A 14056-nucleotide genomic window follows, 5' to 3' on the forward strand; every position below is an offset into this window, starting at 1 on the left:
CCTAGGCCGTCCCTTCCCCCAACTCCCTTTCGCGTCCCCGCAGCAGCGCCCGCTCCCGCTCGTTCCGGGTCAGTTCCGCCGCCCGCGCGAACTCGGCCCGCGCCTCCGCGACCCGGCCCAGCCGGGCGAGCAGGTCACCGCGGACGCTGGGCAGCAAGTGGTAGCGGTCCAGGGCGGGTTCGGCGGCGAGCGCGTCGACGATCGGGAGCGCGGCGGCCGGGCCCTCGGCCATCGAGACGGCCACCGCCCGGTTCAGCTCGACCACCGGCGACGGGGCCAGCTCCATCAGCCGGCCGTACAGTCCGGCGATGGTCGTCCAGTCGGTCTCCCCGTACGAGGCCGCCCGCGCGTGGCAGGCGGCGATCGCGGCCTGGAGGGCGTACGGGCCGTAGCGGCGTCCGTCTCCGGCACGGGCGAGGGCGGCGTAGCCGCGCCGGACGAGGAGACGGTTCCAGCGCCGCCGGTCCTGCTCGGCGAGGAGCACCGGACGGCCGTCGGGGCCGGTGCGTGCGGGGACGCGGGAGGCCTGGAGTTCGAGGAGCGCGGCGAGGCCGTGGACCTCGCTCTCGCCCGGCATGAGGGCGGCGAGCCCGCGGGCGAGCCGGAGCGCGTCCTCGCAGAGCCCGGGCCGCAGCAGGTCGTCGCCCGCGGTGGCCGCGTACCCCTCGTTGAAGACGAGGTAGACGACCTCCAGGACGGAGCCGAGCCGGGCGGCCCGGTCCTCCCCGTACGGCACCTCGAAGGCCACCCCCGCCTTCGCGAGCGCCCGCTTGGCACGGGTGATCCGGGCGGCGACGGTGGCCTCCGGGACGAGGAAGGCGCGGGCGATCTCGTCCGTCCGCAGCCCGCCGACGAGCCGCAGGGTGAGCGCCGCCCGCGCCTCGGCGGAGAGCACCGGGTGGCAGGTGGTGAAGACGAGCCGCAGCACGTCGTCGTCGATGTCCCCGGGGCCGGAGGGCTCGGGGTCGTACGCCTCCCCGGGCAGGCTCCGGCCGACCTCGGCGAGCTTGCGCGCGTACGTCTCGCGGCGCCGCACGAGGTCGACGGCCCGGTGCTTGGCGGTGGCCGTCAGCCAGGCCCCGGGCCGGTCCGGGACGCCGTCGCGCCGCCACCGCTCCAGCGCGGCGACGAGGGCGTCCTGGGCGATCTCCTCGGCGATGCCGACGTCCCGGACGATCCGCGTCACCGTGGCGATGATCCGCGCCGACTCCATCCGGAAGACCGTCTCCAGCGTGCTCTCCACCGTCACGCCTCATATGACAGCACGGCGCGGGTCAGCCCTCCGGCGTCTCCTCGACCTCGCGGACCTCCAGACCGACCTTCCAGTGCGGCGGGTGGACGGCGAGGAAGCGCTTCCCCCACTCGACGGCCTCCGCCATGTCCTTGCACTGGAGCATCGCGTAGCCGCCGACGACCTCCTTGGTCTCGGTGAAGGGGCCGTCCGTGAAGGACAGCTTCCCGTCCGACCAGGTGATGCGGGTGGCCTCGGCGGTCGGCTTCAGTCCTGCGGTGTCCACCATGGCGCCGGCCTTGGTGATCTCCTCGAAGAGGGCGCCCATCCGCTCCTCGAAGCCGGGGTCGGCGCTCTCCATGTCGATGGTGTTCTCCTCGATGCGGACGAGGGAGAGGAAGCGGGGCATGGTGACTCCTGGGGGTGCGGGGGCGGGGCCGTTCCCCGCCTTCCACACCTACGTCGAACGGGCCGGGCGCGCATCGACACCGCGTCGGACTTTTCTCAGACGTAGTCTTCCAGGCGGGCCACCGTGAAGCCCTGCTCCTGGATCTTCCGCAGCATCGTCGCCGTCATCTCGGTCATCGTGCGGCCCTTGAGCTCGCCGGGGCCGCGGAAGTGGGCGAGGACGATGTCGCCGGGGTGGAGCTTCCGGTCGCCGCGCTGGTACTGCATGTCCTTGATCTGCATGGACTCGCGCCAGAGGACGATCGCGTCGACGCCGCAGGTGCCGGCGGCGGCGCGGGTGGCCTCGTTCCAGTTGCCGAACGGCGGGCGGAAGAGGCGCGGGGCGGTGCCGTACCGCTTCCGCAGCCTCTCCTGCTGTCCGCAGATCTCGCGGCGCTGGGCCTCCGGGGAGAGGGTGCGCAGGTTCGGGTGGGTGAGGGTGTGGTTGGCGACGCCGTGGCCCTGGGCGACGAGCGGCTCGAAGTAGCCGTAGTCGCCGCTGATCGCCGAGTCGGTGAGGAACATCGTGAAGGGGACGTCGAGCTCGTCCATCATCCGCACGAACTCGGGGTCCTTCTCGGCCCCGTCGTCGATGGTGAGGAAGACGACCTTGTCGGTGGTCGGGACGTCGCTGATCACCGGGACCGGGCCGCCCCGCTTCCGCTGCACCGGCTTGACGGCGGGCGGGGCGGGCGGCGCGGGCAGGGGCTCGATCCCCCACGTGCGGTACGCGGCAGCCCTGGCCGCCTCCGGGGCGGGCGCCGGTTCCGGGGCGGCGGTCGTCTTCGAGGGCGTCGCCGGGGCGGGGGCGGCCGCCGGGGGCGGGGCCTCGGCCGTGCAACCCGTCATCAGGAGGGCCACCGCGGTCAGCGCCGCCCACACCGCGATCTGCTTCTTCACGGGCTGTGGGATGCCCGATCCGATCGAAAGGTTGCCCGATCGCCGAACTATTCGCCTATTCGACCGATTCGAAACGCCAGCGGTGCACCGGACGGGTGATCAGTTCCGCGTCCGGCTCCGGCAGCTCGGGCAGCTCGGCGTCAAGGGCGTCCGCCTCCCACCAGGTGAGGACGAGGACCCGGTCCTGGGGGGCGCGGAGGACCTCCCGGCGGAGCGGCTCGCGCGCCAGGACCCGGGCCCGCGCCCACTCCAGGAGCTCGGCGCCGCGGCCCTGCACGGCCCGGGCCTCCCACATCAGGGCGACCCTCACGAGTACAGGTTCTCCTTGCTGATCTCGTGCACGTGGTCGTGGTCATGGGCGTGGGCGGGGACGTGCGGGTCGGTCACCGGGAGGGACGAGTCCGCCGAGAGCTCCAGGCCGGAGGCGGCCCTGCCCCGGGCGACCATCTCGGCGCCGAGCGCGGCGACCATCGCGCCGTTGTCGGTGCACAGGCCCGGCCGGGGCACCCGGAGCCGGATCCCGGCCCGCTCGCAGCGCTCCTCGGCCAGCGCCCGGAGCCGCGAGTTCGCGGCGACGCCGCCGCCGATCATCAGGTGGTCGACGCCCTCGTCCTTGCAGGCCCGGACGGCCTTGCGGGTGAGGACGTCGACGACGGCCTCCTGGAAGGAGGCGGCCACGTCCCGCACCGGCACCTCCTCGCCGGCCGCCCGCTTCGCCTCGATCCAGCGGGCCACGGCGGTCTTGAGTCCGGAGAAGGAGAAGTCGTACGCCGGGTCCTTGGCGCCGCTCAGGCCGCGCGGGAAGGCGATGGCGGCCGGGTCGCCCTCCCTGGCGAGCCGGTCGATGACCGGGCCGCCGGGGAAGCCCAGGTCGAGGACGCGGGCGATCTTGTCGAAGGCCTCGCCGGCCGCGTCGTCGATCGTCGCGCCCAGCGGCCGCACGTCGGAGGTGATGTCGGTGGAGAGCAGCAGCGAGGAGTGCCCGCCGGAGACGAGCAGCGCCATCGTCGGCTCGGGCAGCCTGCCGTGCTCCAGCTGGTCGACGCAGATGTGCGAGGCCAGGTGGTTGACGCCGTACAGCGGCTTGCCCAGCGCGTAGGCGTACGCCTTGGCGGCGGAGACGCCGACGAGCAGGGCGCCCGCGAGGCCGGGGCCCGCGGTGACCGCGATGCCGTCGAGGTCCTTGGCGGAGACGCCGGCGGTCTTCAGGGCCCGCTCGATCGTCGGGACCATCGCCTCCAGGTGGGCCCGGGAGGCGATCTCGGGCACGACGCCGCCGAAGCGGGCGTGGGTGTCGACGCTGGAGGCCACGGCGTCGGCGAGCAGGGTGGTGCCGTGCACGATGCCGACGCCGGTCTCGTCGCAGGAGGTCTCGATGCCGAGCACGAGGGGTTCGTCAGCAGCCATCAGATTTCGGTCCCAGTTCCTTGAACAGTCAGTCGCATCACGAGCGCGTCGACGTTGCCCGGCTGGTAGTAGCCGCGCCGGAAGCCGATGGGCTCGAATCCGAAGCGCTCGTACAGCTTCTGCGCCCGGGTGTTGTCCACGCGCACTTCGAGCAGGACCTCGTCGCACTCGAAGGCGGTGGCGTGCTGGAGGAGGTCGGTGAGGAGCCGGGCGCCGAGCCCGGTGCCCCACTGCGCGCGGGCGACGGCGATGGTCTGGACGTCCCCGAGCCCGCCGGCCGCCGCCAGGCCCGCGTACCCGGCCAGCTCCCCGGAGGGGGCCTCGGCGACGACGTACCGCCGGGTGGCCCGGGGGCCGCGCGCGTGCGCCAGCTCGGACCAGAACATCCCCTCCGACCAGGCGTCCTCGGGGAAGAGCTCGGCCTCCAGGGCCAGCACCTGCGGGAGGTCCCACCAGCGCATCTCGCGCAGCACGGCCTCTCCGCCCGCCACGTCCCCGCTCACTGGGGGGTGACCACCTTGTAGTTCTTCGGCACCTGCGCGTCGGGCCGCCGCAGGTACATCGGCAGCGGGTCGAGGAAGCCCTCGCCGCCGGCCGCGAGCCGCTCCGCCGCCAGGGCGGCGAGCGCGCCGGCGGACTGGTGCTCGGGGCCGCGTGCGTCGGGGAAGGCGTCCGGGTAGAGCAGGGCGCCCGCGCCGACCACCGGCAGCCCGGCGAGCCGCTCGGCGATGTCGGCCGGCCGGTCGACGGAGGCGTCGGTCGCACGGGTGCGGGCGTCGTCGTACCGGGCCCAGTAGACCTCCTTGCGGCGGGCGTCGGTCGCCACCGCGAAGGGGCCCTCGATGCCGGAGGCGTACGCGAGGCCGTCGAGGGTGCACAGGCCGTGCACCGGCACCCCGCCGAGGGCGGAGGAGAAGGCGGCGGCCGTGACGAGCCCCACCCGGAGCCCGGTGTAGGGGCCGGGGCCGACCCCGACCACGATCCCGGTCACCGCGTCGAGCGCGGTCCCGGCCTCCTTGAGGACCCGGTCGACGGCGGGGAGCAGCAGCTCCCCGTGGCGGCGGGCGTCGACGCGGGTCGACTCGGCGACGACGGCCGTGCCGTCGTGCAGGGCGACGGTGACGGCGGGAGTGGCGGTATCCATGGCGAGCAACAGCACGCGAACAGCCTACGGCGCCGCGGGCGGGCGATGCGGCGCGCGGCCGTCCGGGGGCCCGGCTGCTACCGTCGGGCGCGACAGCTCGTCAGGCTCGGCACGTACGTACGAAGAGGTGGAGACGGTGGCAAGGAGCAGCTCGGGATTCGTGGCCGGGCTCACCGCGGCGGCCGTCGCCGCGGTCGCCTTCCTCGCCTATCAGGCGTCGGCGAGCGTGCCGGCGGACCTCGCGGAGCCGTCCCGGGCGCCGGGCACGGTCGCCCCTTCGGCGTCGGCCTCCGCCGGGGCGAAGAAGCCCGCGAAGAACCCGCTGGCGGTGCCGGCGGCCTCGGGCAAGGGCGAGCGCGTGGTGTACGCGCTCGGGGACCGCCGGGTGTGGCTGGTCGACGGGAAGAACAGGGCCGTCCGCACGTTCACGGTGACGCCGAGCCCGGTGAGCCCGGCGCCGGGGGCGTACGCGGTGACCTCCCGGTCCAATTCGGTGCGCGGCTCCGACGGGGTGCAGATCGAGCACGTGGTCCGCTTCGCGAGCGTGGAGGGCGTGACGATCGGCTTCAGCGCGGCGGTCGACGGCTCGACGCCCGCGCCCGACCCGTCGAGGAAGACCGGCGGCATCCGCATGGACCGGGCGGACGGCGACGCGATGTGGACCTTCGCGTCGATCGGCGCGAAGGTCGTCGTCGTCCCCTGACGCCCGCCCGTCCGGCCCCTGACGCCCGCCCGTCCGGCTTCCCGGACGGCCCGGGGTTCTCGGAGGTACCCCCGTAAGGGTTACGCGGCCTCGTCCCTGAGGTCCCGTTCCGGCTGCTCATCCGGGGGCGCGAGGTCGCGCCCCGGCGGGGTCGAGACGGCGCTGGCCGCCGCGCAGGAGGCCAGCAGCTCGCTCATCGAGACGCGCTCCTCGGCGGTGCGGTCGTCGCGCTCCGGCATCTGCGTCGCCATGCATGCCTCCCGTAGGTTAGGTTCACCTAACCAGTTCGTGCATCCATGTCACCACGGCGCGGAGCGGCGGCGCAACATTTTCCCGACATGCTGTCGGAACCTACGGACGCCGTCGGCCTCCGTTCACAGCGAGGACAGGTCCTCGTCGGCCCACCGTCCGCCGATCCCACGCAGCACGACCGTGCGCCGGTCGTCGTCGGTGTCGCCGGTGACGCGGTGGATGAGGACGTGCAGCCGGTCGTCGGTCAGCTCCTCGACCTTGCCGTCGCCCCACTCCACGACCACCACGGACTCGGGCAGCGAGACGTCGAGGTCCAGGTCCTCCATCTCGTCGAGCCCGCCGCCGAGCCGGTACGCGTCCACGTGGACGAGGGCCGGGCCGCCGGTGAGCGAGGGGTGGACGCGGGCGATGACGAAGGTCGGCGAGGTGACCGCGCCGCGGACGCCCAGGCCCTCGCCGAGACCGCGGGTCAGGGTGGTCTTCCCGGCGCCCAGCTCGCCGGTGAGCATGACGAGGTCGCCGGGACGGAGGAGTTTCGCGAGCCGGCGGCCGAGCTCCTGCATGCGCTCGGGGGAGTCGACGGAGACGGTGGCGCCGGAGACGGGCGGGTGCGCTGCTTCCATACCCGCCAACCTATCCGTTGTCCGTGCCCTCCCCGGCCCTGGCCAGCAGGGCGGCGAGCGCCTCGGTGACGGCCTCGGGCCGCTCCAGCATCACCAGGTGGCCGGCGTCGGGGACGACGACCCGCTCGGCGCCCGGCAGGGCCTCGGCGATGGCCTCGGTGTGCGCGGCGGGGGTGACGAGGTCCCGGTCGCCGACGAGGGCCAGCGCGGGCAGGCCGCGGAAGGCGGCGAGGGCGGCGAGCTTGTCGTGCGCGCCGAAGGCCGGGTAGAACTCCGCCACCACGTCGACCGGGACGGACTCGATCATCCGCTCGGCGAAGCGGACGACGGCCGGGTCCACGTCCTTCGAGGCGAAGGAGTACTTCTTCACGAGCCCGGCGAAGAGGTCGGCGGTGGCCCGGCGCCCCTTCTCGACCAGTTCGGCCTGGGACCCGAGGGTCCGCAGCATCCCCGGCAGGACCCGGCGGACCGCGTTGACGCCGGCGAGCGGGAGCCCGTACGAGACCTCCTCCAGGCGGCCCGGGGAGGTCCCGACGAAGGCGACGCCGACGACCCGGTCGCGGACCAGCTCCGGGTACTGCTCGGCGAGCGCCATCACCGTCATCCCGCCCATCGAGTGCCCGACGAGCACGAGCGGCCCCTCGGGCGCGGCGGCGTCGACGACGGCCTTCAGGTCCCGGCCGAGCAGCTCGATGCCGACCGGCTTCCCTCCGCCGCGCTCCGAGCGGCCGTGGCCCCGCTGGTCCCAGAAGACGGTCCTGACCCGGCCGCGCAGCGCGGCCCGCTGGTAGTGCCAGGAGTCCTGGTCGAGGCAGAAGCCGTGCGAGAAGACGACGGTGAGGGGCCCGCCGAAGCCCTCGTCGGCCCGACCGGCTTCGGCTTCGTCCGTCTCGTACGCGAGGATCGTGCCGTCGTCGGCGAGCGCCCGGCCGGGGGTGCCGCGCAGGGTGCCGAACGGGCCGGTGGCGTCCAGGGCGAGCCGGGCCTTGCGGCGCACGGATCGGCTCACGGTCAGCCGTTCGACGGCGACGCCCGCCGCCGCGCCGGCCGCCAGCACGCCTATCGCCGCGCCCGCGATCCCGGCGCGCCGCCAGACGCCGCCCCCCGGCTCCCCCACGGCCGTCTACTCCCCCACGTAGACGCGCGGCACGCGCGCGCCGATCCGGGTGACGATCTCGTACGCGATGGTGTCGGCGGCCTCCGCCCAGTCCTGGGCCGTCGGCTCGCCGTGCTCGCCGGAGCCGAAGAGGACGGCCTCGGTGCCGGGCGCGGGCCGGTCGCCGCCGAGGTCGACCACGAACTGGTCCATGGCGACCCGCCCGGCGACGGTGCGGACCTTGCCGGCGACGAGGACCGGGCCGCGGCCCGAGGCGTGCCGGGGGACGCCGTCGGCGTACCCGACCGGGACCAGGCCGAGGGTGGTCTCGCCGCCGGTGACGTAGTGGTGCCCGTAGGAGACGCCGTGACCGGACGGCACCTCCTTCACCAGGGCGACGCTCGCCTTCAGGGACATCACCGGGCGCAGCCCGAGCTCGGCGGAGGTGCCCAGCTCGGGCGCGGGCGAGACGCCGTACATCGCGATGCCGGGGCGGACCAGGTCGAAGTGGGTCTCGGGGAGGGTGAGGGTGGCCGGCGAGTTGGCGATGTGCCGGACCTCGGGCTCGATCCCGGCCTTCTCCGCGTGGTCGAGCATCGAGCGGAAGACGTCCAGCTGGGCGGCGATCGACGGGTGCCCCGGCTCGTCCGCGCAGGCGAAGTGGGACCAGAGGCCGGTGACCTTGACCAGCCCCTCCTTCTCGGCCTCCAGGGCCCCGGCGACGAGCGCCGGCCAGTCGGCGGGCTGGCAGCCGTTGCGGCCGAGGCCGGTGTCGGCCTTGAGCTGGACGCGGGCCGTGCCGCCGGTGCGGCGGGCGGCGGCGGTGACCTCGTCGAGGGCCCACCGGCCGCTCACCGCCATGTCGAGACCCGCCTCGATGCCGGCGTCCCACGGGTCGCCGGGCGTCCACAGCCAGCACAGGACGGGGACGTCGGTGATCCCGGCGGCGCGCAGGGCCAGCGCCTCCTGGGGGGTGGCCGTGCCGAGCCAGCTCGCGCCCGCGTCGAGGGCGGCGCGGGCGCAGCGCACGGCGCCGTGTCCGTACGCGTCGGCCTTGACCACGGCCATGACGCGGACGTGGGGGGCCACGCGGGCGCGCAGCGCGCGGACGTTGGCGCGCAGCGCCCCGAGGTCGATCTCGGCGCGGGCTCGGCGGGGCGGCGGTGCTGTCTCAGTCATCGCGCCCAGTCTCTCAGGTGGTCACAGCCCCGGCCGCTTGCCCCAGATGTAGACCCGGTCGCCCTTGCGGAGGACCGACCACAGCTTCTCCGCGTTCTTGTAGGTGAGGTTCACGCAGCCGCGGCTTCCGGTGGGGGTGGCGATGGCCCCGTAGACGCCGTGGAAGGCCTGGCCGCCGTCGAAGAACTGCGAGAACGGCATCGGCGTGTCGTAGATGGTCGACCAGTGGTCCTTGTGGCGCCAGTAGACGGAGTGCCAGCCGGTGCGGGTGCGGTAGCCGGCCCGGCCGCTGCGGATGTTGACCACGGCGTAGGTGATCTTCTTGCCCTTCTGGACCCACATCAGCTCGCGGTTCAGGTCGACGCAGGCGACCGGGTAGGAGCGGACGGGGCACTTCTCGGTGGCGTTGGGGTTCTTCCGGGCGGCGAGGAGTTCGGCGCGGGCCCAGGTGACGGGACCGGCGTAACCGTTGGCGGGCTTGATCTTCTGCCGGGTCTGGAAGGCGCGGATCGCCCGGCAGTCGGCGGCGGACTGCTTCCCGTCGACCTTGAGCTTCAGCAGCCGTTCGACCTGCCGCTGGTACATCCCGGTCCTGGCGGTGCAGGCGGCCCCGGCGGCGTCGCGCGGGAGGTACTCGACGAGTTCGTCGACCTCCTGCTCCGGCACGGGGACGGGGACCTCGCCGTCGGGGGCGGTCGGCGGGAGGACCTGGTCGGGGGTGTCCATGGGGTACTCGGGGCGTCCGGCGCCGGCGATGCCGGGGACGAGGACGTCGGCGGCGGGACCGGGCTCCTCCGCGTGCGCGGTGGCGGTACCGCCCAGGAGCGCGACGGCGAGCAACGGCGGCAGGATGCGGCTTCTCCATCTGGTCACCCGTCCATCCGACCCCGCCCGCGTCCGGCCCGGCGCGCGCTGACCCCCGCCCGGAGCAACGGGGTTGGGCCGACCGGCGGCGCGCCGCACGGCCGGGCGGCGGCACGGTCCGGGGGCGGGACCGACGACCCCGGGCGGGATCGACGACCCCGGGCGGGGGCCGATGGCGCGGAGCAGGGGCCGATGGCGCGGAGCGGGACCTGCGCCCCCGGGCGGGGCCGGCAGCGCGGGGCGGGGCCGGTGCCCCGGGGCGGGATCCGGCGGCGCGCCCGGGACGGGACCGGTGCCCCGGGGCGGGATCCGGCGGCGCGTCCTACGGTTCGCGCACGTCCTGCCAGGCGCCGGAGAGGGCGTCGGCGACCTCGGTCGCGGTGATCGGGCCGCCCTTGCCCGCGGCCCGCCGGGCGGCGAGCCCGTGCAGGTAGGCGGCGCAGGAGGCGGCGTCCACGGGGTGGAGCCCTGCGGCGAGGAGGGAGCCGGCCAGGCCGGACAGGATGTCGCCGGAGCCGGCCGTGGCGAGCCACGGGGTGCCGGTCGGGTTGACCCGCACGGGGCCGGTGCCGCCGGGACCGGCGACCAGGGTGGTGGACCCCTTGAGGAGGACGGTGGCGCCGTACCGGTCGGCGAGCTCGCGGGCGGCGGCGAGCCGCCGGGCCTCCACGTCCGCCCGGTCGGTGCCGAGCAGGGCGGCCGCCTCGCCGGCGTGCGGGGTGAGGAGGGTGGGCGCGGACCGCTCCCGGACGGCGTCGGGGTCGAGGGCGCGCAGCCCGTCGGCGTCGACGAGGACGGGCACCTCGGAGGCGAGGACCTCGGCGACGGCGACCTCCGCGCCGGGTCCGTCGCCGAGGCCGGGTCCGACGACCCAGGCCTGGACGCGGCCGGCCTTCTCCGGCGGCCCCGCGTGCACCAGGGTCTCCGGGTGGGCGGCGATCACCGCCTCGCGGGCGGGGCCCACGTACCGCACGGCCCCGGCGCCGCCGCGCAGCGCGCCCGCGACGGCGAGGACGGCGGCGCCCGGGTAGCGGGCGGAGCCGGCGACGACGCCGAGCACGCCCCGCCGGTACTTGTCGCTCTCCGCGCCGGGCGCGGGCAGCAGCCGGGCCACGTCCTGGTGCTGGAGCGCCTCGGCGGCGGGCACGGAGGGGAGGGTGGCGGCGAGCCCGATGTCCACGAGCCGCAGCGCGCCGGCGTACTCCCGGGCGGGGTCGACGAGCAGCCCCGGCTTGTACGTGCCGAAGGTGACGGTCACGTCGGCGCGCAGGGCCTCGCCGGCGACCTCGCCGGTGTCGGCGTCGACGCCGCTGGGGAGGTCGACGGCGACGACGACCGCGTCGGAGCCGCGCGCCGCGCGGGCGACGGGCACGGCCTCGGGGCGCAGTCCGCCGCGTCCGCCGATGCCGGTGATGCCGTCGAGGACGAGGTCGGCGGCGGCCAGCGCCTCGTACGGGTCCTCGGTGACGCGCCCGCCGGCCGCCCGCAGCGCGGCCAGTCCGGCGCCGTGGGCGCGGGCGCCGAGCAGCACGGCGGTGACCCCGGCGCCGCGCCGGGCGAGCCGGGCGCCGGCGTAGAGGGCGTCGCCGCCGTTGTCGCCGCTGCCGACGAGGAGGACGACCCGGGACCCGTACACCCGGCCCTTGCCGAGCAGCGAGCAGCAGGCGGCGGCGAGGCCGGCGGCGGCCCGCTGCATCAGCGCGCCCTCGGGCAGGCGCGCCATCAGCTCGGCCTCGGCGGCCCGGACGGTCTCCACGTGGTGAGCGGTACGCATGGGGAGCAGTCTGCCCCAGGGGCGGGGAGGCCGCCTGGAGGAAAGCTCGCGAAACCCCGGACGCGGGCCGGGCGGACCGTCTTGACACCACCTCAGTCTCAAGTAAGGTATGCCTTACCTAACCAGGCTGGCCCCTGATCAGGTTCGGGGCCCGGCACCGCCTCCTCGCGGCCGGGCCCCGGTCCCTTCCCCGTACGGCTCAGCCCTCCGCGATCACCACCGCCGAGGCGACCCCGGCGTCATGGCTCAGCGAGAGGTGCCAGTGCTTCACGCCCAGCTCGGCCGCGCGGGCCGCGACCGTGCCGCGCACCCGCAGCCGGGGCTGACCGGTGGACTCGGCGTACACCTCCACGTCCGTCCAGTGGAGGTTCCCGGGGGCGCCGAGCGCCTTGGCCAGGGCCTCCTTCGCGGCGAAGCGCGCCGCCAGGGAGGCCGGGCCCCGGCGCTCCCCGCTGGGCAGCAGCAGCTCCTCGCGCACGAAGAGCCGCTCCACGAGCGCCGGCGTCCGTTCCAGCGACGCGGCGAAGCGGTCGATCTCCGCCACGTCGATCCCCACCCCGATGATCATTTCTCTCCTCACTCCACCGTCACGGACTTGGCCAGGTTGCGCGGCTGGTCCACCTCGTTGCCCCGGGCGGTGGCCAGCTCGCAGGCGAAGACCTGGAGCGGCACCGTGGAGACGAGCGGCTGGAGCAGCGTGGGCGTGGCGGGGACGCGGACGAGGTGGTCGGCGAAGGGGACGACGGCGTCGTCGCCCTCCTCCGCGATCACGATCGTCCGGGCGCCACGGGCCCGGATCTCCTGGATATTGGAGACGATCTTGTCGTGGAGGACCGAACGTCCCTTGGGCGAGGGCACCACGACGACCACCGGCAGGTCCTCCTCGATCAGGGCGATCGGCCCGTGCTTCAGCTCGCCCGCCGCGAAGCCCTCGGCGTGCATGTACGCCAGCTCCTTCAGCTTCAGCGCGCCTTCGAGGGCCACCGGGTAGCCGACGTGCCGGCCGAGGAAGAGGATCGTGTCCTTGTGGGCGAGGGAGCGGGCGAGGGCCCGTACGGGCTCCATGGTCTCCAGGACCCGCTCGACCTCCTCCCCGCTCCGCGCCAGCTCGCGGACCACGGCCCGGATCTCGTCGCCCCACTTGGTGCCGCGCACCTGCCCCAGGTAGAGGGCGAGCAGATAGCAGGCGACGAGCTGGGTGAGGAAGGCCTTCGTCGACGCCACGGCGACCTCGGGCCCGGCGTGCGTGTAGAGCACGGCGTCGGACTCGCGGGGGATGGTCGACCCGTTGGTGTTGCAGACGGCCAGGACCTTGGCGCCCTGCTCGCGGGCGTGCCGGAGCGCCATCAGGGTGTCCATGGTCTCGCCGGACTGCGAGATGGCGACGACGAGCGTCCGCTGCCCGAGGATCGGGTCCCGGTAGCGGAACTCGCTGGCCAGCTCCACCTCGCAGGGGATCCGGGTCCAGTGCTCGATGGCGTACTTGGCGATCAGCCCGGCGTGGAAGGCGGTGCCGCAGGCGACGATGACGACCTTGTCGGCCTCGCGGAGCACCGCGTCGGGGATCCGCACCTCGTCGAGGGTCAGCCGCCCGCTCGCGTCGATCCGCCCGAGGAGGGTGTCGGCGACGGCCTTCGGCTGCTCGACGATCTCCTTGAGCATGAAGTGGTCGTAGCCGCCCTTCTCGGCGGCGGAGGCGTCCCAGTCGACGTGGAAGGCCCGGACGTCGGCCGGCGCCCCCTCGAAGTCGGTGACGACGACCCCCTCCCGGGTCAGCTCGACGACCTGGTCCTGCCCGAGCTCGATGGCGGACCGGGTGTGCGCGATGAAGGCGGAGACGTCGGAGGCGAGGAAGTTCTCGCCCTCCCCCACCCCGACGACCAGCGGCGAGTTCCGGCGCGCGCCGACGACCACGTCGGGCTGGTCGGCGTGGACGGCGACCAGCGTGAAGGCCCCGTCGAGCCGCCGGCAGACCAGCCGCATCGCCTCGGCCAGGTCACCGACGGAGGAGAACTCCTCGGCCAGCAGATGGGCGACGACCTCGGTGTCGGTCTCGGAGAGCAGCTCGTGCCCCCGCTCGGCGAGTTCCTCCCGCAGGGCGGCGAAGTTCTCGATGATCCCGTTGTGCACGACGGCGACCCGCCCCGCGTTGTCGAGGTGCGGATGCGCGTTGGCGTCCGTCGGCCCGCCGTGGGTCGCCCACCGCGTGTGCCCGATGCCGACGGAGCCGGCCGCCAGCGGCCGCTCGGCCAGTTCCTTCTCCAGATGGACGAGCTTCCCGGACTTCTTGGCCGCGGCCAGCCCCCCGTCCGCCAGGACGGCGACCCCGGCCGAGTCGTACCCCCGGTACTCCAGCCTCTTCAGCCCCGCGACGACCACATCGAGCGCCGACTGCCCACCGACGTATCCCACGATTCCGCACATGACGGCAGCCTA

The 14056-nt window shown here is 74.9% G+C and carries 16 protein-coding genes; 1 reads left to right on the forward strand and 15 read right to left on the reverse strand.

Annotated elements, in window-relative coordinates; translation table 11 throughout:
* Nucleotide 1 precedes the first annotated feature (1 nt).
* The 7 genes from IE245_RS16730 to tsaB all read right to left on the reverse strand — a co-directional run bounded on the left by IE245_RS16730 (nt 2) and on the right by tsaB (nt 5144).
* Nucleotides 2–1213, reverse strand: a complete 1212-nt coding sequence (locus tag IE245_RS16730) for an RNA polymerase sigma factor (RefSeq protein WP_189948267.1) — start codon at nt 1211–1213, stop codon at nt 2–4.
* 61 nt (nt 1214–1274) lie between these two features.
* Nucleotides 1275–1640, reverse strand: a complete 366-nt coding sequence (locus IE245_RS16735) for a YciI family protein (RefSeq protein WP_189948188.1) — start codon at nt 1638–1640, stop codon at nt 1275–1277.
* 95 nt (nt 1641–1735) lie between these two features.
* Entirely contained in the window at nt 1736–2578 is an 843-nt protein-coding gene (locus IE245_RS16740; RefSeq protein ID WP_229851330.1) for a polysaccharide deacetylase family protein, read from the reverse strand.
* A 55-nt stretch (nt 2579–2633) separates the two neighbouring features.
* Complete coding sequence (locus IE245_RS16745; RefSeq protein ID WP_189948190.1) at nt 2634–2888, reverse strand: hypothetical protein; 255 nt, start codon at nt 2886–2888, stop codon at nt 2634–2636.
* Nucleotides 2885–3985, reverse strand: a complete 1101-nt coding sequence (tsaD, locus tag IE245_RS16750) for a tRNA (adenosine(37)-N6)-threonylcarbamoyltransferase complex transferase subunit TsaD (protein ID WP_189948192.1) — start codon at nt 3983–3985, stop codon at nt 2885–2887. Before tsaD ends, IE245_RS16745 begins: the two co-directional genes overlap by 4 nt.
* Nucleotides 3985–4446 carry a ribosomal protein S18-alanine N-acetyltransferase gene (gene rimI, locus IE245_RS16755; RefSeq protein WP_189948274.1) on the reverse strand — a complete coding sequence of 154 codons (462 nt, stop codon included), beginning with the start codon at nt 4444–4446 and terminating at the stop codon, nt 3985–3987. The genes tsaD and rimI overlap by 1 nt, the downstream gene beginning before the upstream one ends.
* A 38-nt stretch (nt 4447–4484) precedes the next feature.
* Nucleotides 4485–5144 (reverse strand): tRNA (adenosine(37)-N6)-threonylcarbamoyltransferase complex dimerization subunit type 1 TsaB, encoded by a 660-nt coding sequence (gene tsaB / locus IE245_RS16760; RefSeq protein WP_189948194.1) that lies wholly within the window; start codon nt 5142–5144, stop codon nt 4485–4487.
* Between the two features lie 145 nt (nt 5145–5289).
* Here tsaB and IE245_RS16765 point away from each other — a divergent pair, with 145 nt between their 5' ends.
* Nucleotides 5290–5832 (forward strand): hypothetical protein, encoded by a 543-nt coding sequence (locus IE245_RS16765; protein ID WP_189948196.1) that lies wholly within the window; start codon nt 5290–5292, stop codon nt 5830–5832.
* Nucleotides 5833–5912: 80 nt separating this feature from the next.
* Here IE245_RS16765 and IE245_RS16770 read toward each other — a convergent pair whose 3' ends face one another.
* The 8 genes from IE245_RS16770 to glmS all read right to left on the reverse strand — a co-directional run bounded on the left by IE245_RS16770 (nt 5913) and on the right by glmS (nt 14044).
* A complete protein-coding gene (locus IE245_RS16770) occupies nt 5913–6083 on the reverse strand; it encodes a hypothetical protein (RefSeq protein WP_189948198.1) in 171 nt (56 codons plus the stop codon).
* A 123-nt stretch (nt 6084–6206) separates the two neighbouring features.
* On the reverse strand, nt 6207–6707 hold the full coding sequence (gene tsaE / locus IE245_RS16775) for a tRNA (adenosine(37)-N6)-threonylcarbamoyltransferase complex ATPase subunit type 1 TsaE (protein ID WP_189948200.1): 501 nt from the start codon (nt 6705–6707) through the stop codon (nt 6207–6209).
* Nucleotides 6708–6717: 10 nt separating this feature from the next.
* Nucleotides 6718–7824, reverse strand: coding sequence for an alpha/beta fold hydrolase (locus tag IE245_RS16780; protein WP_189948203.1), 1107 nt, complete (start codon nt 7822–7824; stop codon nt 6718–6720).
* A gap of 6 nt (nt 7825–7830) precedes the next feature.
* On the reverse strand, nt 7831–8982 hold the full coding sequence (gene alr, locus IE245_RS16785; protein WP_189948205.1) for an alanine racemase: 1152 nt from the start codon (nt 8980–8982) through the stop codon (nt 7831–7833).
* Nucleotides 8983–9003: 21 nt separating this feature from the next.
* Nucleotides 9004–9855, reverse strand: coding sequence for a L,D-transpeptidase family protein (locus tag IE245_RS16790; RefSeq protein WP_229851331.1), 852 nt, complete (start codon nt 9853–9855; stop codon nt 9004–9006).
* A 313-nt stretch (nt 9856–10168) separates the two neighbouring features.
* The gene (locus IE245_RS16795; RefSeq protein WP_189948207.1) at nt 10169–11620 is read right to left on the reverse strand and encodes an NAD(P)H-hydrate dehydratase; all 1452 of its coding nucleotides are present in this window, start codon (nt 11618–11620) and stop codon (nt 10169–10171) included.
* A 199-nt stretch (nt 11621–11819) separates the two neighbouring features.
* Entirely contained in the window at nt 11820–12188 is a 369-nt protein-coding gene (locus tag IE245_RS16800; protein ID WP_189948209.1) for a holo-ACP synthase, read from the reverse strand.
* 8 nt (nt 12189–12196) lie between these two features.
* The gene (gene glmS, locus IE245_RS16805; protein ID WP_189948211.1) at nt 12197–14044 is read right to left on the reverse strand and encodes a glutamine--fructose-6-phosphate transaminase (isomerizing); all 1848 of its coding nucleotides are present in this window, start codon (nt 14042–14044) and stop codon (nt 12197–12199) included.
* Nucleotides 14045–14056 lie beyond the last annotated feature (12 nt).

The organism is Streptomyces roseolus, from assembly GCF_014649855.1.
GTDB classification, from domain to species: Bacteria; Actinomycetota; Actinomycetes; order Streptomycetales; family Streptomycetaceae; genus Streptomyces; species Streptomyces roseolus.